Origin of the sequence: Photorhabdus laumondii subsp. laumondii (genome assembly GCF_003343245.1) — a bacterium.
GTDB lineage: Bacteria > Pseudomonadota > Gammaproteobacteria > Enterobacterales > Enterobacteriaceae > Photorhabdus > Photorhabdus laumondii.
Genome location: NZ_CP024901.1, coordinates 310,971 through 334,157, shown reverse-complemented (window position 1 = coordinate 334,157; position 23,187 = coordinate 310,971). Strand labels below are relative to the sequence as shown.

At 41.6% G+C, this 23,187-nt stretch carries 18 protein-coding genes, 1 tRNA gene and 2 pseudogenes; 7 read left to right on the top strand and 14 right to left on the bottom strand.

Going from position 1 to position 23,187, the window contains the following annotated elements; all coding sequences use genetic code 11:
- Positions 1 to 313: 313 nt before the first annotated feature.
- The gene (locus PluTT01m_RS01610) at positions 314 to 862 is read right to left on the bottom strand and encodes a hypothetical protein (RefSeq protein WP_011144710.1); all 549 of its coding nucleotides are present in this window, start codon (positions 860 to 862) and stop codon (positions 314 to 316) included.
- 347 nt (positions 863 to 1,209) lie between these two features.
- Here PluTT01m_RS01610 and PluTT01m_RS01605 point away from each other — a divergent pair.
- Together PluTT01m_RS01605 and tnpA are read left to right on the top strand one after the other, a co-directional pair.
- Positions 1,210 to 2,400 (top strand): annotated as a pseudogene (locus tag PluTT01m_RS01605) (IS4 family transposase); the annotation flags it as partial.
- A 129-nt stretch (positions 2,401 to 2,529) separates the two neighbouring features.
- The gene (gene tnpA / locus PluTT01m_RS01600) at positions 2,530 to 2,985 is read left to right on the top strand and encodes an IS200/IS605-like element ISPlu5 family transposase (protein WP_011144709.1); all 456 of its coding nucleotides are present in this window, start codon (positions 2,530 to 2,532) and stop codon (positions 2,983 to 2,985) included.
- Between the two features lie 147 nt (positions 2,986 to 3,132).
- Here the strand turns inward: tnpA and PluTT01m_RS01595 are convergent, their stop codons facing one another.
- Positions 3,133 to 4,527 (bottom strand): DUF6973 domain-containing protein, encoded by a 1,395-nt coding sequence (locus tag PluTT01m_RS01595; protein ID WP_011144708.1) that lies wholly within the window; start codon positions 4,525 to 4,527, stop codon positions 3,133 to 3,135.
- A gap of 421 nt (positions 4,528 to 4,948) precedes the next feature.
- Between PluTT01m_RS01595 and PluTT01m_RS01590 the strand changes: the two genes are divergently transcribed.
- Complete coding sequence (locus PluTT01m_RS01590; protein WP_041379874.1) at positions 4,949 to 5,980, top strand: IS630-like element ISPlu8 family transposase; 1,032 nt, start codon at positions 4,949 to 4,951, stop codon at positions 5,978 to 5,980.
- A gap of 185 nt (positions 5,981 to 6,165) precedes the next feature.
- Here the strand turns inward: PluTT01m_RS01590 and PluTT01m_RS26530 are convergent, their stop codons facing one another.
- A complete protein-coding gene (locus PluTT01m_RS26530; protein ID WP_011144706.1) occupies positions 6,166 to 6,357 on the bottom strand; it encodes a hypothetical protein in 192 nt (63 codons plus the stop codon).
- Between the two features lie 150 nt (positions 6,358 to 6,507).
- Here PluTT01m_RS26530 and yhjD point away from each other — a divergent pair, with 150 nt between their 5' ends.
- A complete protein-coding gene (yhjD, locus tag PluTT01m_RS01580) occupies positions 6,508 to 7,500 on the top strand; it encodes an inner membrane protein YhjD (protein WP_011144705.1) in 993 nt (330 codons plus the stop codon).
- A 55-nt stretch (positions 7,501 to 7,555) separates the two neighbouring features.
- A complete protein-coding gene (locus tag PluTT01m_RS01575; RefSeq protein WP_011144704.1) occupies positions 7,556 to 7,762 on the top strand; it encodes a 2-hydroxymuconate tautomerase family protein in 207 nt (68 codons plus the stop codon).
- 43 nt (positions 7,763 to 7,805) lie between these two features.
- On the opposite strand, the gene PluTT01m_RS01570 is transcribed toward PluTT01m_RS01575, so the two are convergent.
- The 8 genes from PluTT01m_RS01570 to PluTT01m_RS01535 all read right to left on the bottom strand — a co-directional run bounded on the left by PluTT01m_RS01570 (position 7,806) and on the right by PluTT01m_RS01535 (position 17,732).
- Positions 7,806 to 9,296, bottom strand: a complete 1,491-nt coding sequence (locus tag PluTT01m_RS01570; protein WP_011144703.1) for an insulinase family protein — start codon at positions 9,294 to 9,296, stop codon at positions 7,806 to 7,808.
- Between the two features lie 178 nt (positions 9,297 to 9,474).
- The gene (locus tag PluTT01m_RS01565; protein ID WP_041379873.1) at positions 9,475 to 10,182 is read right to left on the bottom strand and encodes a HAMP domain-containing protein; all 708 of its coding nucleotides are present in this window, start codon (positions 10,180 to 10,182) and stop codon (positions 9,475 to 9,477) included.
- Between the two features lie 362 nt (positions 10,183 to 10,544).
- Positions 10,545 to 11,564: a dipeptide ABC transporter ATP-binding subunit DppF gene (gene dppF / locus PluTT01m_RS01560; protein WP_011144701.1), complete on the bottom strand. Its 1,020-nt coding sequence runs from the start codon at positions 11,562 to 11,564 to the stop codon at positions 10,545 to 10,547.
- Positions 11,561 to 12,541 (bottom strand): dipeptide ABC transporter ATP-binding protein, encoded by a 981-nt coding sequence (dppD, locus tag PluTT01m_RS01555; RefSeq protein ID WP_011144700.1) that lies wholly within the window; start codon positions 12,539 to 12,541, stop codon positions 11,561 to 11,563. The genes dppF and dppD overlap by 4 nt, the downstream gene beginning before the upstream one ends.
- A 12-nt stretch (positions 12,542 to 12,553) precedes the next feature.
- Positions 12,554 to 13,453, bottom strand: coding sequence for a dipeptide ABC transporter permease DppC (gene dppC / locus PluTT01m_RS01550; RefSeq protein WP_011144699.1), 900 nt, complete (start codon positions 13,451 to 13,453; stop codon positions 12,554 to 12,556).
- Between the two features lie 10 nt (positions 13,454 to 13,463).
- Complete coding sequence (gene dppB / locus PluTT01m_RS01545) at positions 13,464 to 14,483, bottom strand: dipeptide ABC transporter permease DppB (protein ID WP_011144698.1); 1,020 nt, start codon at positions 14,481 to 14,483, stop codon at positions 13,464 to 13,466.
- Positions 14,484 to 14,601: 118 nt separating this feature from the next.
- The gene (dppA, locus tag PluTT01m_RS01540) at positions 14,602 to 16,209 is read right to left on the bottom strand and encodes a dipeptide ABC transporter periplasmic-binding protein DppA (RefSeq protein ID WP_011144697.1); all 1,608 of its coding nucleotides are present in this window, start codon (positions 16,207 to 16,209) and stop codon (positions 14,602 to 14,604) included.
- Between the two features lie 602 nt (positions 16,210 to 16,811).
- The gene (locus PluTT01m_RS01535) at positions 16,812 to 17,732 is read right to left on the bottom strand and encodes an EamA family transporter (protein WP_011144696.1); all 921 of its coding nucleotides are present in this window, start codon (positions 17,730 to 17,732) and stop codon (positions 16,812 to 16,814) included.
- A gap of 750 nt (positions 17,733 to 18,482) precedes the next feature.
- Between PluTT01m_RS01535 and PluTT01m_RS01525 the strand changes: the two genes are divergently transcribed.
- Together PluTT01m_RS01525 and PluTT01m_RS01520 are read left to right on the top strand one after the other, a co-directional pair.
- A complete protein-coding gene (locus tag PluTT01m_RS01525; RefSeq protein WP_011144694.1) occupies positions 18,483 to 19,187 on the top strand; it encodes a tRNA-dependent cyclodipeptide synthase in 705 nt (234 codons plus the stop codon).
- An 85-nt stretch (positions 19,188 to 19,272) separates the two neighbouring features.
- The gene (locus tag PluTT01m_RS01520; RefSeq protein ID WP_011144693.1) at positions 19,273 to 20,496 is read left to right on the top strand and encodes a cytochrome P450, cyclodipeptide synthase-associated; all 1,224 of its coding nucleotides are present in this window, start codon (positions 19,273 to 19,275) and stop codon (positions 20,494 to 20,496) included.
- A 106-nt stretch (positions 20,497 to 20,602) separates the two neighbouring features.
- Here the strand turns inward: PluTT01m_RS01520 and PluTT01m_RS01515 are convergent.
- The 3 genes and pseudogenes from PluTT01m_RS01515 to glyS all read right to left on the bottom strand — a co-directional run bounded on the left by PluTT01m_RS01515 (position 20,603) and on the right by glyS (position 23,183).
- A tRNA-Pro gene (locus PluTT01m_RS01515) sits at positions 20,603 to 20,679 on the bottom strand.
- 159 nt (positions 20,680 to 20,838) lie between these two features.
- Positions 20,839 to 21,050: pseudogene (locus PluTT01m_RS01510) on the bottom strand (type II toxin-antitoxin system RelB/DinJ family antitoxin).
- Between the two features lie 63 nt (positions 21,051 to 21,113).
- Positions 21,114 to 23,183, bottom strand: a complete 2,070-nt coding sequence (gene glyS, locus PluTT01m_RS01505) for a glycine--tRNA ligase subunit beta (RefSeq protein ID WP_011144692.1) — start codon at positions 23,181 to 23,183, stop codon at positions 21,114 to 21,116.
- Positions 23,184 to 23,187 lie beyond the last annotated feature (4 nt).

The window sequence follows — 23,187 nt, the reverse complement described above, 5'->3', positions numbered from 1 at the left end:
AAATGAGGGATCTTTTTATTGCTACCTATATTGAATATTTCAATAGTTCCAATTGACAATGTTAATGCTTTTTCATAATATCAAAAAATTAATAAACGACTTGGTAATATAATTATGTTTGGAATTTTCAAGCGAAATTTAGAACTTGAAAAATACTATAATTCACAGGTTAGCATAAAGGGCTCTATATTTTTCCACTTTCATACTATAGTAGAGCTAACATGTCTTTTAAACCATCATAAATGCCAGCTAACTGTAAAGCAAAACTGTAACACCTTACACTTCCAACAATATTCTCTATAAAAATAATCGACTATTTCCTATATGAGTTGTTTCTTTCAGATTGATTTTCATTTGAGGGAGATATCTCATAGAACATATTACGCTTACGTTTGCTCGATGTGCCATGATATCTTTTGATAAACAGTTGACTGTTTTCTTTTGTTAAAAAATAATATTCAGGGTAATTATTCTCTGGATATAGTAAACTGGCAAAATTAGGTACAATTTGATTTTTGTCACGATAATCAGGATAAGGGAAGTACTCTTCAGAATAAACAATTTCTTTGTTTTTGATAAAAATGAATTTTACCCCGACATCAATAAATTGATAATGCATACCAATCGCCTTTTCTATAGATTTAGGACGAGTTCCTGTAGAAAAGATATAGGCACGATCCCAATGAAATGGTGTTATTTCATTTAAATCAATTAAGCATTCCTGATTTATTTTGCAATGTTCATTGGCAAAATCGGCAATGGCCTCTCTAACATCCCATTTTTTGAAAAAAACAAAATAAACAGAGACAAAAATAGCAAATATGATTAAAACAATAGACAAATTTTTATTCATTAATTTCATCTTCAATTTTCCCCTTATGCATAGCTAATTTTCACTCATACTTCTTTCTTATATTATAATAAAACGTCACTTATGAGTAATTATTTTCGAGGATTTTGAATGTATTTTATGCCAGGATGTATATAGTATAATTTATACATAGTAACTATATGTAATAATTTTTTCTATTTTTAACACAAACCTCAGATTTTCATCTGAGGTTTTTATTATGGCTTTAGCCAGTTTAAGTAGCGTCAGCTTCTTAAACATAAAACCACCCGCATAGCTCTGAGGAATCCCCAGAAAATAGACAGGCATAGCGTTATGTGATCTACTGATTGTTCCACCAAGTCAATAAGGTCACTGCTATGCCTGTACGTGAAGTATGTCATAACTTCTTTAAAGATGCTTTATCACCATTTCATAAATATCGTCAGAATGCATTAATCGATGCCACTATCGCTTTGATTAATGGTGCTTCTCTTACGTTAACCAGCATTGGGCGCTTTTTACCCGGAAACGCTCACGTCAAACATAAAATTAAACGTATTGACCGGCTACTCGGTAATGAAGCTCTTCATAGGGATATTCCTGATATCTTTCGCAACATTATTTCAATGCTCACTGAGTCTCTGTCGCTGTGTGTCATTGCTGTTGATTGGAGTGGATATCCGTCACAAGAACACCATGTGCTCCGTGCGAGTTTAATTTGCGATGGACGCTCAATTCCTTTGTTAAGTCAAATAGTTCCCTCATGTGAACAACAAAATGTAACGATACAAAATGCATTTCTTGACAGGCTAGCGCGTGCTGTTAACCCTAAAGCCAGAGTAATTATTGTTACGGATGCAGGTTTTCAAAATGCATGGTTCAAACATATAAAAACGCTCGGTTGGGATTTTGTCGGACGCATTCGAGGCAATACTCAACTAAGACTTGAAAAATAGGGTGAGCTTTGGTTTAAACGGCAAGCTTTAAAAGCCACTACAACCCCACAGTTTTTAGGGTTTGGTACATTATCAAAAGCAGAATATGCACGTTGCGATGGTTATTTTTATCTTCATAAAAGACCGAATAAAGGTAGAAAATTCAAAAAATCACGATATCGAATGGTGCGAAAATCTCAGGTCAAAGATGGGCGTTCGGCAGCAATGGAGCCTTGGCTTATTTTTATTAGTATGGATGATTTTAAACCTCGTCAGGTGATGAAAATTTACAGCCGAAGAATGCAAATAGAGCAAAATTTTAGGGATGAAAAGAGTGAACGTTTTGGATTTGGTCTTAGAGCAAGTTATAGCCACGGGGCTGGTCGTTTATCAGTATTGAGTCTACTTGCTACACTGAGTTCGGTTGTACTTTGGCTGATTGGTTTTTATGCCGAAAATAAAGGAATACATCTTAATTATCAGGCAAATAGTATTAAATCAAGAAGAGTTATCTCTCATCTGACATTAGCAGAGAATGTCTTACGCCATTCCCCGCTAATATTATTTGAAATAGTGCTTAATAAAACCCTCAAGCATCTCGCCAAAATCTACCAAAATATGGTTTTGATTTATTACGCTGATTTGTGGGGATCCTTCAGCGCTATGCAGGTGGAAATCAAGGGTTATACCAAGAAAAACACCTTTCCGTTACGATATAGATGTTCAAGCTAATATACGTAACTCAAATAAGGAAAGGTGTTTATGGGAATTAAAGCACAAAGCTCAGCACATACAAAGTGGCTGTGCAAGTACCCTATCGTTTTTTCGCCGAAATACAGACGAAAAGTCATTTTTACCCGTATCCGTTCGAGTATAAGTGAGATTTTACGAGACCTTTGTCAGTATAAAGGAGTAGAAATCATCGAAGGGCATCTAATGCCAGATCACGTCCATATACTGGTGAGTATCCCACCTAAAATAAGTGTTTCAAGTTTTATGGGATATCTAAAAGGTAAAAGCGCATTGATGATATTTGATAAGCATGCCAATTTAAAATACAAGTTTGGCAACAGGAAGTTTTGGTCAGAAGGATACTACGTGAGTACGGTAGGGCTAAATGAAGCCACAATCCGAAAATACATCAGAGAGCAAGAAAAGTCAGATTTAATGCAGGATAAGTTAAGTACACGAGAGCATGAAGACCCCTTCAAGGGGTAAGCCAAAGAAGCAAAGACACTTAGCTTGAACGAAGAGAAAGGGCGTCATTTAGGCTCAGTCGGTAATATGCCCTTATAGGGCTAGAGCAAACCACCCGCTATGCGGGTGGTTATGATTATAGATTATTTTTCAATGAGTTATACTTTTTCATTTACCGTTTTCATCAAGGCTTTCAAATACAGACTTCATATAAGCGTATTGTACATTGGAAATTTTTTCTTTAACAACTTCGTAGCCATGAGCATTCTTAACGGCAACATACAACCCTTCTTTATGAAATTTCTCTAATGCAATGAGCGCTAATGTTTTCATTGACGTTGTATTTGAATTCAACCCAATATGACGGCCTATTTGGTTATTAAGTAAATCAATAGTTTGATCAGCGTCATTGAGAACTGCAAATTGCCGGATATTCAGATCAACCCGAGGGTCAACTTCATGTGCATCACCTGCATGTTTAGCAATTTTCTCCCCATATCTGGCTGCCAGAGTCGCCTGCCAAATCATATGTCGAAAAGCATTCACCTGCGTTCCTTCACCCTGCATTTCCTTGGGTTGAGTGAATGTCCCTTTTTTCTCATCACCTTGTGTTGCAAAACGCACTGCATTAGTGGTGATATTTGTCGAACCCTTACTGAAAAGGCCAATTTCCAATGCTTCTTTTGGGTACAACTTGGCAAAAATTAATTGCTTCACCGAAGGCGGGATTGCCGTGTTTTGACCGTCATGAATAGCTTCATTAATTTCTATTCTTGATTTTTCAAGATCTTCTTTGATTCTTTTTAATCGAGCGACTTCTGTAGTGAGTGCTCTACTTAATTTAGCTTTCATTTCTCGATAATATAAAAACAAATTCCTAACAGCTCTTTGATATTTATTCCCAATCTCATTCCAAAAATCATCAGACTTCTTAATCTCGTTATTTAAAAAATTATTCAAATTCTTCTGGGAGTTAATCATTACCCTCGATGTCAATTCAATTATTCCCACATTTGTCGTATGTTTCTTATCGTAAGGGTACTTATTGGCATCGATTAACGTTAATCCTTCAGGTGTATTGTTAATAATATTAAGCGCTTTATTCATTGATTCAATTGCTTTTTCAGATTTGGATTTTTGAAATTCTGAGATGTAACGTTGATATAAAACCAGTTCCCCAAGCGTCATACCCGCCAAATTTTTTGTCGCTTCCTGAGGGGTTTTATTAGTTAATTCTTTCTGTTCAGTAATAATGCTTTCTAATTTGGCTTTTTGTTCATGTGTAAAACCAGGAATAGCATTGATAATATTGTCAGAGTTTATCGAATCGACTTTAATATTAAAATCGCCAAAATTGATGAAAGGAATATCAAAATTTCTTTCAGCACCAGAAATGGAACCTGCCCCCCAATTAATCGGCACATCTATAAAATCTGCCAATCCTGAGGCAATTACGTGGCCCTGAGTAATTGAAGTTACACGACCTTCAAAGTGAAATTTATAACCATCATTGCCAGGGATAGTAACGTTAATAGGCGGGAAGTTCAGAGGGGAAATTTTCATAATATGTTCCTTATAGAATATAATTGCAAAAATAATTATCTAGATTACACCTAGCGTTTCACGTAATCGTGTCGAGTGAGTTATTATATTATTTTTGCAAAAATGGTTATTCCGACACAGTGCTATTATAGATTTTATTATCTATTTTAATAGCAAGTTTTTTTGTATTACTACTGTTACAAAACTAGGGGAATCGTATGAATAATTAAATATTATCCACACGCAAAAACCCCGCTTATAATACTTGCTCCAAAAGTTGAGTTTCCATCCAGATTCGTTTATGTTTCATCCTCATATTTAATTTTTTTTGGTTTATTTTTTCAGCTTATTTAGATGTGATTGTACTTTATTATCCCATATATATACCTGTGCTCATTGAAACTGCTTGATTTTCGCCCAAATGAAGCTCATGGTATCAGTCATGAAAATATTCATTACCGATGAACAAAAAGCCGAACTTGAACACCTCCATCACACCTGCCGTGATAAGAGAGAGTGTGATCGCATCAAAGCGGTCCTGCTGGCCTCTGAGGGCTGGAGTTCGGTGATGATCGCTCAGGCCCTGCGTCTTCATGAAACGACCGTTAATCGTCATATCAGTGATTACCTTAATCACCGCAAAATCAAGCCCGAAAATGGCGGCTCTCAGAGCCATCTCAGCGAAACACAGACTCAGGCACTTATCGCTTATCTGACCGCGAATCTTCTGCCCACCACACAGGCTGTTATCCGCCTTGTCAAAGAAGCGTGGGATATCAGTTACACTGTTCCCGGCATGAATAAATGGCTGCACCATAATGGATTTAGTTATAAAAAACCGACCGGCGTGCCACACAAGTTCAACGCGGAGCAGCAACGGGCCTTTATGGAAACCTACGGGAAACTCAAGCAGGAAGCCGGAGACCATGAGCCTATCCTGTTCATTGATGGCGTCCATCCCACGCAAGGGACGAAACTGGCTTATGGCTGGATGCGAAAAGGGCAGAAAACCGCAGTGAAAACCACGGGAAGCCGTACCCGTCTGAACCTGATGGGGGCCCTGAATCTGGCCGATATTAGCAAAACGGTAGTACGCGAGTATGACCGTATCGACAGTTATCACATCGCCGAGTTCTTCATTGCCATCCGTGAGACCTATCCGGTCAGTCAGAAGGTTCATATTATCCTTGACGGAGCCGGTTACCACCGAAGCAGGCAGGTGAAAGACTGGGCTTATGTGATGAATATTGAGCTTCATTACTTGCCGCCATACAGCCCGAATCTGAACCCGATAGAAAGGCTGTGGAAGGTGATGAATGAACAGGTCAGGAATAACCCTTATTTCGCCTCGACGGCCTTGTTCAGGCAGGCAATCCATCGTTTTTTTACGGAAATATTACCGGAACTTGCCGGGAACCTGTCGTGCCGTATTAATGACAACTTCCAGGTTATGAATCCTGCATCTTCAAGTTAAGCGGGTATATTAGTAATTTTTGTCTTGAGTTGTCTGAATAATTTTTTATATTAAGCTTCGCTCATTTTGGGATATGGGTACTATAATTGGCGTAACTCAGTCCTTTTAGTGATTTTTGGCGATTGATCAGAACGCCAAAATTGGACTAAGCTCCCTTCAAGGAATCTATTATTTTGAAAAATTATTTAAATTTCTTGATATAATGTTACATAATACATTTGCCTATAAATCGGCTGAGATAAATAAACATCATCAAACTCATGTTTATCATGCAGTACTTTGTCCCTTTCAGCCTTAGCTATTTCATGTTGTAGAATAATAGCTACTTCACTTTTATTTAATTTCTCAGAAAGAATTAATGGAAGATTAAATTTCACCCAAGACTATCGCCTGGAAAATCTTTCCTCGTTAAGCTGGTGGCATATCACTTTGACAAGTGACTTAGATTTGACAACGGAATCATCTCGTAGAAATATTGCATAATGAGATTACTCATATTCAAGCAAGGTAACTATTTGAGGCTATGCATGCCAAAGCGTACAGAAAAACAGGAAACAACCCAACATCAGCCGAAAAGGTTATCCAAAACGCCTTTGGAAAAGGGAATTCGTCACGGTAAAAAAGCGATTTCTCTGACGGTCAGAGTAGGAAATTATATCCGCACTATTCCTATTATCGCTCATTTTATCCGTGCAACGCTGCGTTTTAATGATCGGATGGGTAATCAGTTTGGCGCGGCAATAACGTATTTTTCCTTCTTATCACTTATCCCAATTCTGATGCTCTCTTTCGCCATTGCCGGTTTTATTCTGGCCTCTAATCCTGATTTATTGGCAAGACTGATTAACAGTATCGCCAACAGTATTAGTGATCCGACTCTTGCCAATACGCTGAAAAATAGTGTCGATACCGCAATTAAACAACGTACTACCGTGGGATTAACCGGTTTGGCAATTGCGCTGTATTCCGGTGTGAATTGGGTTAGTAATTTACGTCAGGCCATTCTTGCCCAATTCCATCCTGTCTGGGTGCGAAATCAGGAAGATAATGAGAAAATCTATTTTAAATATTTTCGTGATTCTATTTCTCTGATTGGGCTATTATTAGCGCTGGTGATCACGCTATCACTGACCTCTATCGCAGGCTCCGCCCAAGCAACCATTGTTAAGATGTTAGGGCTAGATGGCATTGAATGGCTGCGTCCATCTTGGTTCTTGATTGGATTAGCCATTTCTATTTCAGCTAATTATCTGCTTTTCCTATGGCTATTCTGGGTGCTACCTCGCCACCAGCCAGAACGTAAGGCGCTATTAAAAGGAACATTGATGGCAGCAATAGGTTTTGAAGTGATCAAGTATATTATGACCATGACATTGCCGCGCCTCGCCAATTCCCCTTCTGGTGCCGCATTTGGATCTGTTATCGGCCTGATGACATTTTTCTACCTATTCGCCCGTTTAACGCTATTCTGCGCTGCCTGGATAGCCACCACAGATAATAATCATAAAAATACCGAATAAATGTGCCCAAGCAGAGCGATCTGCTAATAATAACCCAATGAATAAGGAGCTGTTTATGCCGTTTGTTAATATCAGAATTACCCGTGAAGGTGCTACAGCAGAACAAAAGAAGCAATTAATTGAAGGAGCTACTCAGTTACTGGCCGATGTATTAGGAAAAAATCCGGCGACAACTTTTGTCATTATTGATGAAGTCGATACTGATAACTGGGGAATCGGCGGTAAGAATGTGACTGAGCTTAGAGCTGAAGCTAAAAAATAGCCTTCGATAATGAAGGGCGGTATTGTCCGCCCTTTTTGTTGCTTTAAGAGGCTTTTGCCTCAGACTTAGACATCGGTGGTTGTGCCGGAATATCAACCTTATCCTTATGTGGTGTCAGCGACATAATCTGATTAAAGCTGTTTCTTAACTGGTCGACATCCATTTCCACTTCCCCTTTCGGTTGAATCAGAATAAATGCCACCTCTTGCGACAGGATCTGCTTCAATTCACGATTAAGCATTTCTGGGGTCAAGGAAGCTAAAAATGCTTGTCTCAAACGCTGATACTGCTCAGGGGCGATATCCACCACATTGCTCTGTTGGGACAAAAGGCGCTGATTAATCAGAATATCCGTACTGGTATGAGCATACATGGCAAACAACTGGCTGAGTTGTGCTTGTTTTTGCGCATATAGCTCATCAAATTGTCCCTTCGGCAATCCTTTATCCCGTAATGTGACCAATTCAGCCGCCAGATACTCCATTGCGGGTTTTAAATTACCGGCTGTCGTGTTGAGATTCAGGGCACAGCTCGCACGATGATACTGGACTTTACAATCCAGCCCCAATTTCAACGCTTTATCATTTTTTCTTTCCAGCCCAAGTTGCAGATAGCGATAAAGTGCCTCGCGGGTGATATCACTGATCCAATAGTGATTAAGCACATGCGAATCATTAATCGGCTGCCAATTGAGATCCCAAATTAAGGATAAAGTATCTTCTTTCTTTTTATCGCTGATAATCCCGATGGTCTCCGGTTTCATTGGTGACAACGCTGCAATAGTAGCCGGAGTATGACGTTTACCTTTCAATGATGAAAACGCTAGGCTGATATTTTCCGGCAGAGTACGGCTATCTACATGTCCCGCAACGTATAACGTCATCATGTCAGGGGTATACCACTGCCGGTAAAACTGTTTAAGCTTCTCCAAATCAATAGGTTGAGGCGCGTTTTGTGCCGGATCGTGCCCTAACAGCGTTGAACCTTTCAAACGTCTACGCCACACGGGATCTTGTATATCGGGTGGATAGGTTGCAACGGATGTATCAGCCATTTTCATGGCATGTTGCAGTGTCTCAGGTGTAAATACCGCTTTGCCCGCAGCATCAGCCAGCCAGTTCAACGCGTCTTTTAATAGTTCAGGCCGATTATGTGGCAAACTCAAGCTATAGAGTGTGAAATCATATGAAACAATCGCTGGAGGCAGTGGGTATTTTGGATCAATAGCACTGTTCCATAACTGCTCTAATTTGGTAGAAGATAAGCTTTTGCTACTAAAGAGTACGACTTTCGGAATCAACCAGGTATAACCCGTTTGTTGGGTTTTCTCCGCCAGTGACCCCGTTTTCACGACCAAGCGCAACTGTATTCTGTCGTTAGGACGTTGTGGTGTCTGCAAAATTTGCCAGTTAAAACCGTTTTCCAGTTTACCTTGTTTCCAGGCAGGGTCAGGCTGCAAGGCTTCTGCCTGCGTCTGGCCCGCAACTGCCAGCATTATCCCACCAATAAAATAACGAATTTTCGTACCCTGCATGTGAACCCCTATAGATGTCTATCCTTGGTTTTAGCCTTCGAAGGTTTAACCATTGATGACAGAATATGTTCCCTTCGACCAATAATAACGGTAGAAAAAGCAAAAACCTGAATTTTAACAGGCGAAATCCTGTCAGGCTTATAACAGAGGATTAGACCTCAAACCGCCATGAATGGTTTCATGATGACGGAGGTTTATGCTTATCAAATTGACGATTATATCCCCTGATCAGCAGGCCCAGTTCATCATCCTGATGGTATTTAGGGCAAGCCATTGGCTCTGATAGTTGCGCGTTATTAAGATCCCGTGCAATGTCACGTAATGGGTGCATAATAATCCGGTTGATACACCAGCTTATCGACACCGTAAGGATAAGGGCCAGTAATAAATAAGTTGTCAGCATCAGTGCCAACGTATTAATGACAAAACGATATACTCGGTTGGAATCCACTTGCAAAATCAGATGCCCTAGCGGTTTAGCATCTGTCGATACTGAACCATAAACATGAAGAGGAATACTCACTTCCACAGGGATCCCAAAAACACGTTTAGCCAGTTCGGGGATTGGGCGATGGGTAGCAAAGCTCAATCGTATCACCCGGATATCCTCCGGTAACACCACATCCGCACGTCCTAAAATACCTACAGTGCGCAGCCCTATCAGCAACTCTTTTGCTTTACTGAGATCGGAATTAAGTAGTGCTTCCGTTAAAGGTGCCTGTACCTGAACTGCCGCATTATTAAGCTGGCTGATATAATCATCTTTACGTTGCTGTATAAAATGACACAATTGAATCGTAATAAAAATAGCAATGGTCACCAGCGTGACGCCGGTCACTGCGGCCATCTGTTTAATGGTTAACGAACGTTTGACGCGCAATTTCATTTTCACTTAAACCAATGCCTGTAGATATCGCAGTTATAACACGTGATCAATGGAATTGAGTATACTTGATTTTATCGCTAGCGATCCTGTTTCACTTATCCAAGTCGTTATTTTTCTGAAATAATTGTCCTTGGTAGCGATAAGTCGCTACCAGAAATATAAGCAAATATTTAAAAGGTGATACCGGCTAACCCAATATCACCAAAGATGTTTTATTGAATATACCCGTCATCTTTCAAGTTGCCTCTTTGTTGGCTGCACTCGCTCGCCCCGGTCACCACATAGTTTGCTATGCTCCCGGGGATTCACTCCCTTGCCGCCGCGATTCATCTTGAAATCCATAGGGTATAATTGCCAAGCAATTATTCCACCGTAACATTTTCATCCTGATCGACCGCAAAACAGGCGATCAGTTGATCACCATATTGATTCAATTTTGGCTGAAACTGAGTACAAACGCTAAGTGCCCGGCGACAACGAGCGGCAAATGCACAACCGGGCGGTGGATTCATTGGGCTGGGCAATTCGCCGGTCAATTTTATCCGTTCACGGCGTAATTCAGGATTCAGCCTTGGCGTTGCTGATAATAACGCCTGTGTATAGGGATGACGTGGATGACTGAAAATCATCTCCTTACTGCCTTTTTCCACACAACGACCAAGGTACATCACCATCACTTCATCAGCAATATGTTCAACCACAGACAAGTCATGGGAAATAAAGACATAAGAGAGCCCCAATTCTTGTTGTAAGTCCATCATCAGGTTCAACACCTGTGCCCGCACCGAGACATCCAACGCAGAAACCGGTTCATCCGCAATCACCACATCCGGCTCCAACATTAGGCCACGAGCAATCGCAATCCGTTGGCGTTGACCACCGGAGAACATGTGCGGATAACGGCTGTAATGTTCGGTTTTTAACCCCACTTTTTCCATCATCTGCAACACTTTCTCTTTACGTTCCTGTGCGTTTAACTTGGTATTGATCCGCAGAGGCTCCTCCAGAATCTGCCCAACTTTCTTACGCGGATTAAGTGAACCATAAGGATTTTGAAACACAATCTGGATTTTCTGACGACGTAGCTTTTCAGAGTCTTTATTTGGCACCAGCAGATCTTGCCCCTGATAATAAAGTTCCCCGTCGGTTGGCTTTTCAATCATCGTCAGCAATCGCCCTAGCGTGGATTTACCACACCCCGATTCACCAACAACGGCTAACGTTTTTCCCTTTTCCAATTCGAAAGAGACGCCATCCAACGCTTTTACCGTCCTCGCAGGTGAAAAGAGCCCCCCTTTAATCGGATAATATTTTTTCAGATCTGTCGCTTTTAATAACGGCACAGTGGATATTTGCTGCGCCGGATAAAGATACTCACTCATACTGTCGGCCTCCCCGCATCATCCAACGGTATATGGCATTTCACCTGACGTTCTCCTACCGTTCTTAATTCCGGCTCCACCTGACGACAATGGTCATTTGCATAGGGACAACGCGGATTCAGTAAACACCCGATAGGCCGGTCATATTTCCCCGGCACAACACCCGGTAAAGAGGCAAGACGGGATTTATCCGTAGCAAATTCAGGTAATGCCCGAAGCAGCGCCTGAGTATACGGATGACGTGGTGCCCGGAAGATTTCCGATGCCTTGGCGGATTCCACCACCTGCCCGGCATACATCACGATAATATGATGAGCAGCTTCTGCAACCAATGCCAGGTCATGGGTGATTAATATTAGCGCCATATTTTCCCGTTGTTGCAACTCCAACAACAGTTCAATAACCTGCGCCTGAATGGTGACATCTAAAGCGGTTGTCGGTTCATCAGCAATCAGTAATTTTGGCCGGCAGGCAATCGCCATTGCGATCATCACCCGTTGACTCATACCACCCGATAATTGGTGCGGATACACATCCAGACGCGATGCCGGATCAGGGATACCAACCAAGGTCAACAGATCAATCGCCCGCTGGCGTCGGGTGCGGCGATTGCCGCCTTGATGCACTTTTAACGCCTCCATAATCTGAAACCCAACGGTATAACAGGGGTTCAAGCTGGTCATCGGATCTTGGAAGATCATTGCCACTTCCGCACCAACCAGTTGGCGACGTTCCTGTTCAGAAATTTTGGTCAGATCACGCTGGTTAAATTCCAGTTTGTCAGCCATCACTCTACCCGGATAATCAATCAATCCCATTACAGCCAATGAACTCACCGATTTACCTGAGCCAGATTCTCCAACAATCCCAACAACCTGCCCTTGCTCAACTCGGTAACTGATGCGGTCAACGGCGCGGAATGGTGCCTCTTCGTCACCAAAGTGAACCGATAATTTTTCTACATTTAACAGTGCCATTTCGCCACCTCACTACTGCTTGAGTTTAGGATCAAGTGCATCACGCAAACCATCACCCATCAGGTTAAACGCCAACACGGTCAGCAGAATCGCCACCCCCGGGAATGTCACCACCCACCAGGCACTTTGTGCAAACTGCAATACATCAGACAGCATTGTTCCCCATTCCGGCGTGGGTGGCTGCGCCCCCATTCCCAGAAAACCCAAAGCAGCCATATCAAGAATGGCATTAGAAAAACCCAGAGAAGCCTGCACAATCAGTGGTGCCAGACAGTTAGGCAGAATATTGATAAACATCTGGCGCATGGAACCTGCCCCCGCCACCTGTGAAGCCGTCACATAGTCGCGGTTAACTTCGACTAATACCGCAGCACGAGTTAAACGGATGTAATGTGGCAGAGACACAAAGGTCAACGCCAGTGAAGCATTGACAATGGATGGCCCAAATATCGCCACCAGCACCAAAGCCAGCAACAGGCTTGGCAATGCCAGCATAATATCAACGATACGCATGATGATAATATCCACCACACCACCGAAATAACCCGCCAGCACCCCCAGAACAACCCCCATCAATAGGGATAGCACCACCACCAGACAACCTACCAGCAATGAAAGCCGAGCGCCGTACATCAGACGCGAAAGTAAATCACGCCCAACATCATCAGTACCCAGAATAAACTGCCAATTTCCCCCTTCCTGCCATGCTGGTGGCGTCAGCAAAGAATCGCGGAACTGTTCAGCCGCACCGTGTGGGGCAAGCACCCCCGCCAACAGAGCAACCAACAACATCAACACAATATAAACCAGGCCAGCAACGGCCCCTTTATTGCGCTTAAAGTAATACCAGAACTCCTGCATCGGCGTCATAATCTTAGGCGCACTGTTTGCAGGCTCAGTCACTTGAGACATAATGTGCTCCCTATTTCTTATGCCGGATACGCGGGTTAACGACGCCGTATAGCAAGTCAACTATCAGGTTAACCAAGATGATCATGATCGCCACCAGTAATACGCCGCCCTGAACCACCGGATAATCCCGGCGCTGAAGGGCATCGATCAGCCAGCGTCCAAGCCCCGGCCAAGAGAAGATAGTTTCAGTCAGGATCGCCCCCGCCAGCATCATGCCGACCTGCAAGCCGATAACAGTGACAACCGGCAGCAATGCATTGCGAAGCGCATGGACCACAATCACACGCATACGACTCAAACCTTTAGCGCGTGCAGTACGGATATAATCTTCACCTAGTACTTCCAACATAGAAGAGCGGGTCATACGGACAATCACTGCCAGTGGAATCGTCCCCAAGACAACGGCAGGCAAAATGATATGCATCACCGCATCTTTAAAATCACCGGCTTCACCCCAGAATAGTGTGTCGATCAGCATAAAACCGGTCAGCGGATAACTGTCATCAAGGAAAACACTGTCGCTTATCCGCCCGGATACCGGTGTCAGATCCAACTGGACAGAAACCAGCATGATCAACATGATCCCCCACCAAAAGATCGGCATGGAGTATCCGGTTAGGGAAAGTCCTATCGCAGTATGATCAAAAACAGAACCACGCTTTACTGCCGCCAAGACACCAACGGGAATACCCACAGAAATAGCGAACAGCATGGCGCATATCCCCAGTTCAAGCGTTGCCTGGAAACGGGGAACAAACTCTTCCCACACCGAGATACGACTTTTCATGGAGATACCAAGATCACCATGTAACACATTACTTACATAATGAAAGTATTGCTGCCAAAGTGGTTTATCCAACCCCATTTCGGCCATTAGCTGGGCATAACGCTCAGCCGATATTCCACGTTCCCCGGCCATAATGGTCACCGGATCGCCGGGGATCATATGGACAAAAGCAAAAGTCAGTAAAGTAATGCCAATAAACGTTGGGATTACCAACCCCAGACGTCGGAGTATGAACTGCAACATATCCCGAACTCTCTTTTTTTAAATGCCGGTTACAGCTCTCAGGCCGTTTGGCTTGATAAGGGGGAGGACTTTCCCCCTTTGGCTCACAATTTAATCAATACCTTAAGTCAGAACAGGATTATTCGAGAGACACGTTGCTGAAAATATGTCTGCCTAGAGGATCAACGACGTAACCTTTGACCTCTTTACGGATCGGTTCATACACCGTGGAATGAGCCACAATCAGGGCTGGAACCTGTTCGTGCATCACAGCTTGAGCCTGTTTATAAAGCTCAACACGTTTAGCATGCTCAGAAACGATGCGGGCTGGCTGTATAGCATCTTCAAACGGTTTGTAACACCATTTAGAGTAGTTGGAACCTCGCTCTTTGGCTGCACAGCTAAACAAAGTTGCGAAGAAGTTATCTGGATCACCATTGTCTCCCGTCCAACCCATCATGACAATTTGATGCTCGCCATCTTTAGCTCGCTTCAAATATTCGCCCCATTCATAGCTGACAATTTTGGCCTTAACACCAATTTTTCCCCAGTCAGCCTGGACCATTTCAGCCATACGACGGGCATTCGGGTTGTATGGACGCTGTACCGGCATTGCCCACAGATCAATAGTAAAACCACTTCCCATCCCTGCTTCTTTTAGGAGCTGTTTCGCTTTTTCTGGATCGTACTGATAATCTTTAAGATCATTGTCGTAACCCCACATGGTTGGTGGGATCAGATTTTTGGCTTTCTGACCAGCGCCCTGATAAACCGCTTCAACGATAGCATCTTTATTGACTGCCATCGTCAACGCTTGACGAACTTTGACGTTATCCAATGGCTTTTTAATGACATTGAAAGCGACATAACCGACATTCAGACCCGGCTGTTCCAGCAAAACGATATCTTTATCCTGTTTCATGCGGGCAATATCCGCCGGATTTGGATATGGCATGATCTGACATTCGTTTTTCTGTAATTTTGCATAACGAACGGATGCATCAGGAGTAATAGAGAAAACTAGCCGGTCAACTTTGGCTTTATCTCCCCAATATTCTTTGAAGGCTTTATACAGAATGCGAGAATCTTTCTGATATTGCACCAACTGGAACGGTCCTGTACCAATTGGATTCAGATCGACTTTCTCCGGTGTACCGGCTTTCATCATCTTATCTGCATATTCTGCTGACATAATAGAGGCGAAATCCATGCCTAAGTCAGCCAGGAATGGGGCTTCCGGGCGGCTCAATTCAATCCGGACAGTATAATCGTCTACTTTTTCAACCTTATTGATCATCTCACTCATACCCATGCCAATGAAATATTCATAGCTGCCGCCTGACACCTTGTGGTATGGGTGATTTGCATCTTTTTGCCGCATGAAAGTGTAGATCACATCATCAGCATTAAATTCTCGGCTTGGTTTGAAGTCTTTGCTATCGTGCCACTTAACACCTTTGCGCAGATGAAAAGTGTAAACTTTACCATCATCGCTAATATCCCATCTTTCAGCCAAGCTCGGGATAATTTCAGTTGTACCTGTTTTGAACTCAACCAAACGGTTATACAGTGGTCTGGAGCTGGCATCATAAGTTGTGCCAGCGGTGAACAATTGTGGATTAAAGCCTTCCGGTGAGCCTTCGGAGCAGTAAACCAATGTTTTTGCCTGAACGCTGGCGGTTACGGCCAATGCAACTAAGCTGACCCCTAGCTTCAATAACTTCGCTCTTTTAGAGAAAGTTGTCATTTTCTTGCACTCCATTTGTGATGTTGTTATGTACAGCCAGAATCCGCACTTCCTGTCAGAAACTGCGCTGTCTAGATTTTGTTTATTATTTTCAGCTTATCAATTAAACAACTGTTGTCTCTTGCGTCAATAAGATCTCAACAGATGTCATAAACAACAGGAAAACACAAAGGAAACTAATAATTAACATAGTTAGCACAAAAACATGACAATGCGCACATTTTATAGACAAAAAGACCATAAAAAGCTCATGGATGCAGGATTAACCACTGTTAACCTGTGCGCAAAATTTGTGGCTGTTTGATTAATTAGTAAACGATTATTTCAGAGAAAAAGATGATAACTGGCATAAAATGCTGTGTGCCGAATAAAGTCGGCACCTGAAAAATAAGTTAAATAAGTATAACATTAATAATATAAATAAATACAAAAACCCGTTACTCGTTTATCTACTTTTCATCGCTTCTGGTTTCATTAATAATTAACTAGTAAATTAACGACCGTTGCCATTATCAGGTCGCTATTAATGCTAGATAGGTTTCAAATATTCACCTCATTCTTCAATTCTCCTAATTTCTTCATAATTTTGTTGGATAACATCTTTATACCCTATTTGTCTTTTTTATCTTACTCACACCAAGAATGATTAATAAAGAAACTATAACCGAAGCTGCAATCAAACTTTCAACAGAAAACGCGATACGTGAATCAAGATATTGGAAAAGAATCGTAAATACAGGTATCAGTAAAAATAATAAAGAGACATGAAGGGGGGTAATGGCATTAATTGCCTTCAGTACGAGATAAATTGGAAGTAAGTGCCCGACAGCAACAAGAATCAACATCGGAAGAATCATATCAATATTCAAACTAAGAGAAACATCGGAGAGTGAAATATAACAAAATGAAAGTATCACCATTAAAATACTTCTAACAGACAATATCTCATATGTTTGCCATTTTTCCTTGAATAATTTCTTAGAAAAAATAGTGTATAACACCGTTCCTACAGCACCAATTATCACACTAACAATGCCAATAATCCTATCCTGAGTTGAGGTTGATGATAATCCACTATTTCCTAAAAATACATTCACTAGCATCACACCTACACCAATGAGAACTAACCAAGATATGACGACTTCCAATTTTTCTGTTTTTGCCTCGTTTTTATCGATAAAAGATGAAAGGAGGATTGTTATCGCAGGACCACAAGCCACTGAAGCTACCCCCACTATTGCAGGCTCAAGAAAACGTAGCGAAATGATTAATCCCCCCCAATTTAATAGAATTGAGATATTAACAATTAACACCAATAAGGTGTTCTTGCGGACCTTCACAATTAATTGATCAATCCCTTTGAAAATACTTATCATCATAAATAATAAAGTAGATGATATAAAGCAATAAAAGATAACAATAGCTGAATTTATCGATTGCGTTAAATACGCAACAAACACATCAAATGCTGCACTGATGAGGCAAAAAATAACCCCATATATTACGCCATTATATGAAGACATATATCACCTATTATTCTCTTATTCCAAAAATTAAATTTCCGATATTTTATTCCTTTTGTTATTGCGGATTCATCTTTAATATTTCCTGTCGAACAGTCAATCAATGTCATGTTTAGCCGTATCTTACCTTCTTTTTCTAACGTATTAACGATATGCAAAAATATCCTGTCTTTATGCCTACTGATAAAATTTTGATATTCACGCTTCGAAAATACTCGATTATCGTTTATTCTAAACTTATTAATTTCTAGTAAAACTATGTTACCTATGTCATTTAATTTCATATTTACATTCCATTTGATGCTCATAGAATATAATATTCATACACTATTCTTATGTTTTTTCAAACAAGTCATTTAATGAATGAGATATATTTCTCAGATGGATAAATTAAATATCATGGATAGTAATTAAATGTTATTTTTTACTATGATATTATTAGTCTATACCTATGGATTTCAAGATGCATCGCGGCGGCAAGGGAGAGAATCCCCGGGAGCATAGAGAACTATGTGACCGGGGTGAGCGAGTGTAGCCAACACAGAAGCAACTTGAAAGATGACGGGTATATACGTAATTTTCCTACAGGATTACTGATACAAGAGATTAAATAAATCTCAAGTTAAATAGCGTAATTTATACAGGATTATGTGGAATTACATTAAAAAATGGAAAGTCAATGGAAATGTTATCTACTGAAAAAAATGCTTAAAAGAAACGAACAATCAAATATTATCAGCCCATTCAACATTGCTGCACGAGAATTCACCATCATTTACTGTCCAAGGTGAAACCTCTCGTTGTGACCAAATTATTCAAAAAGGTGATCACGCGCTAATAGGGATAAGCCCCTTTAACTCGCGTTTTTCAAAAGACTATGTAGTGGACCTTATTCAGTGGTCAAGTCATTATTTCCGACAAGTCGACATATTATTACCTTGTGAACGTGAAGCTTCACGCCTTTTAGTCGCTAGTGGAATTGATAATGTTAAAGCTATCAAAAAAACACATCGCGAAATTAGACGTCATTTACGTAACCTTGATTATGTTATTTCCACAGCAACATTGAAAAGTAAGCAAATCAGAGTCATCCAATTTAGTGACTTTTCACTAAACCATGACTACCAATCTCTTAAAACACAAGTTGAAAACGCGTTTAATGAATCAGAATCTTTTAAAAAAAGCTGTCTTGATATGTCCTTTCAAGCCATAAAAGGGCGACTAAAAGGTACTGGGCAATACTTTGGTCAAATTGACCTACAATTAGTATATAAAGCGTTGCCATATATTTTCGCTGAAATTCCTTTTTACCTCAATACCCCTCGATTACTTGGGGTAAAGTATTCTACGTTACTTTATCACCGCCCTTGGTCAATCGGAAAAGGGTTATTTAACGGTAGTTATCCTATACAAGTAGCAGATAAACAAAGTTACGGAATCGTCACTCAATTATAAAACACAAACAGTCTGATGAAATAGTCACTGCGTTTAAAGTTAATACGCTCTTAGTACCAAATATCTTTAGAAAGGAAGCAAAATAATGGCTAAATTAAGCTCTTTCAACATTCACGATCCCAAATTCATAAAAAATCCTTACGATTTTTACGACATTTTGCATAAACAAGATTTAGTTTATTTTGAACAATCCCAAAATAGCTATTTTATTGGCAAATATGAGGATGTTGACGCTATTTTAAAATCCTCAATTTTCAATACTAAGCCATTAACTGCACTTGCCGAACCGGTTATGGGGGATCGCGTTCTTGCTCAAATGGAAGGTGAAGAGCATGCGTGTAAACGAAAATTCATAATGCAAGGACTTTCAAGAGATTATTTTAATCGCTACTACGAACCCATGATTCGAAAGATTACTGAAGATCTCTTACAACCTTATATGGAAAAAGGAAATATAGATATTGTTAATGACTTTGGCCGCGATTATGCCGTATTAGTGACATTAAGTATTCTCGGACTGCCAAGTGATAACTATCGTGATATAGCTGAATGGCACAAGGGTATCGCCAGTTTTATTACCCAGTTTGACCAAACAGAACTAGAAAAAATGCACAGTCTTGAATGTAGTCAGAAATTAATTCGCTTACTAAAGCCTATAATAGATCAGAGACGGCGTAATCCCAGTAAGGACATTATATCTATATTCTGTCAAGATACAGCGATGTCCATGAGTGAAATTACAGCACTGTGTTTAAACATTCTATTAGCGGCTACAGAACCTGCTGACAAGATATTAGCAATGATGCTTAATCACTTAATATCTAATCCGAGTATGCTTGATGTAGTTCTCAAAGATCGCAGCTTAGTTCGAGATGCATTTGAAGAAACTTTACGTCTGACATCCCCCGTACAACTCATTCCAAGAGAGGCGAGTGAAGACGTCACTATTTCTGGTATCGATATACCTAAAGGCGCTGTAGTATTTTGTATGATTGGCGCAGCTAATCGTGATCCATCGGTTTTTCACAAACCAAATGAATTTGATCTATATCGAAGAAAAAATACCACTTCTCCACAGAAAGCAAATCGAAAAAGACATTTAGCTTTTGGTGCAGGTACTCATGCCTGTGCTGCGGCTGCATTTTCACTCAGTCAGTTGGAAGTTTCATCCAATATTATTTTGGATCTCCTGCATAATTTACGTTTTGCTGATCACTATCATTATCAAGAAACAGGCGTGTATACACGAGGACCTTCTAAACTCCTTTTGAGTTTTGATCCAATAGCATCTTCTGCTATCAAGGAATAGTCGCCTTTATCTGAAAATCACCGTAGAGACGTTGAATTTTCACTACTGTTAACGAATGAAGCACAAAAGAAAAAACCCCGCTCAAAAAGCGGGGTTCTCTAAATTCTGGTCGGCGAGAGAGGATTCGAACCTCCGACCCACTGGTCCCAAACCAGTTGCGCTACCAAGCTGCGCTACTCGCCGAAAACGAGCCGAATCTTACTGCGCTCGCTACAGGCCGTCAATACCTTTTTGATAACCAGAGATTAGTTGCTGATAAAAACAACTGAAAGCCAGTGATGTCGCACTTTCTCACAGATTTCACATCACGCTTAAATTGACTTGAATATCTTGGCTGACGCATCAGATACCAAGCTGATCGAATAAATCATCAGCATCCTTTGCCTGACGAATGTCTTCACCACGATCACTCTTAGCCAAAGTTTCGGCAGTCAATTTATTAGGTGCTCGCATTTCAAACGGTAATGCTTTTTCCTTCGCAACTTTAGTCAAGGTGATACGCTCCAGATCAGATAGGTTAACCCCATACCAACCAAAACCTCGGTAAAATCAATGCCAAGGGCATTAAGTTCCGGCTATCGCATTTCACAACAGCCGGAATTGACTATTTCAGGTCATTATTGCAGTAACGAAATATCTGCCACTCTCAGGAACAAGTCACGCAACTCACTTAACAAAGTTAAGCGATTTACTCGCACCTGTAAGTCTTCATCCATCACCATCACATTGTCAAAGAAAGCATCAACAACTTCACGCAAAGATGCCAACTCAACCAACGCTTCCTGATAGTGCCCTTCGGCAAACAAAGGCGCCAGCTTATCCTGTAAAACTATCAGATGCGTTGCCAGTTTCACCTCTTCTGGCGCTTTCAACGTAGAAACATCTACTTTCTCGTTCAATGTCTCTTCAGACTTCGCCAGAATGTTAGAAACGCGCTTATTCGCCGCGGCTAACGCTGCGGCTTCATCCAGTGTACGGAAGTGGGTCACCGCTTTAACACGAGCATCGAAATCAGCAGGCTGCGTTGGACGACGTGCTAATACCGCTTGAATGGTATCGACGCGGTAGCCCTGCTCCTGATACCAAGCACGGAAACGGCCAAGCATAAATTCCACCACATCATCCGTAACCTTGGCATTTGTCAGCTTATCACCATACAGGCGAACTGCTTCTTCTGTCAGTGTCTGCAAATCCAGTGGCAATTTTTTCTCAACGATAATACGTAGAGCACCCAACGCAGCACGACGCAGCGCAAACGGATCTTTATCGCCTCTCGGATGCTGACCAATACCAAAAATACCCGCCAGAGTATCCATTTTGTCAGCGATCGCTAACGCACAAGAAACGCCTGTAGAAGGCAGTTCATCCCCCGCAAAACGCGGTTGATACTGCTCATTCAATGCCAGAGCAACATCCTCTGCTTCACCGTCATGACGGGCGTAATGCATTCCCATCACACCTTGTGTATCGGTGAACTCAAATACCATGTTGGTCATCAAGTCACATTTGGACAACAAACCCGCACGGGTAGCATGATTCACATCAGCGCCAATTTTCTCTGCAATCCAACCGGCCAACGCCTGAATACGATCCGTTTTATCACGCAAAGTACCAAGTTGTTTCTGGAACAAAACCGTCTCCAGACGAGGTAAATTATCTTCCAGACGCTGTTTACGATCCGTCTTAAAGAAAAATTCTGCGTCGGCCAAACGTGGACGAACCACCTTCTCGTTACCGTCAATGATTTGTTGTGGATCAGAAGAGTCAATGTTGGCAACAAAGATAAAGTTTGCCATCAATTTGCCCGCATTGTCGTAAACCGGGAAGTATTTCTGGTCACCTTTCATGGTGTAAACCAATGCTTCGGCTGGCACTTCAAGGAATTTCTCTTCAAATTTCGCTGTCAGCACAACCGGCCATTCAACCAATGAAGTCACCTCTTCCAGTAAACTGTCACTGATATCAGCAACGCCGCCTAGCTTAATCGCCGCCTGTTCTACATCCTGCTTAATGAGTACCTTACGGGTTGTATAATCTGCAAGCACTCTACCACGTTGCTGCAAAATCTCTGGATACTGCTCTGCATTATCAATCGCAAATTCAGATTCACCCATAAAGCGGTGACCACGAATGACACGTGCGGATTTAATACCCAGAATTTCGCCTTCAATCAGTTCATCACCAAACAACATGGTAACGGTATGAACTGGGCGAGCAAACTGAGTCTCTTTATCGCTCCAACGCATCAATTTAGGAATTGGCAACTTATTTAGTGCACTGTTAACCATAGCCGCCAGCAACTCTTTGACACTACGGCCTTTAACCAGCGCACGATACAACAGCCATTCGCCTTTATCTGTCACTAAACGTTCAGCCTGAGCAGCCGTGATACCACAACCGCGAGCCCAACCTTCAGCCGCTTTTGTCGGTTTACCCTCAGTATCAAATGCCTGAGCAATCGCTGGACCGCGTTTTTCGACTTCACGATCAGCTTGCGCCTCATCCAGATTAGCAACTTTTAGTGCCAGACGACGCGGCGTGGCAAACCAACTGATTTCACCATACGCTAAATTCGCGTTATCCAACTCCGCCGCAAAATTAGCAGCAAATGCTTCAGCTAATGAACGAAGAGCCTTCGGCGGCAACTCTTCTGTGCCGATTTCCACCAGGAAAGTCTGTTGAGTCATGACA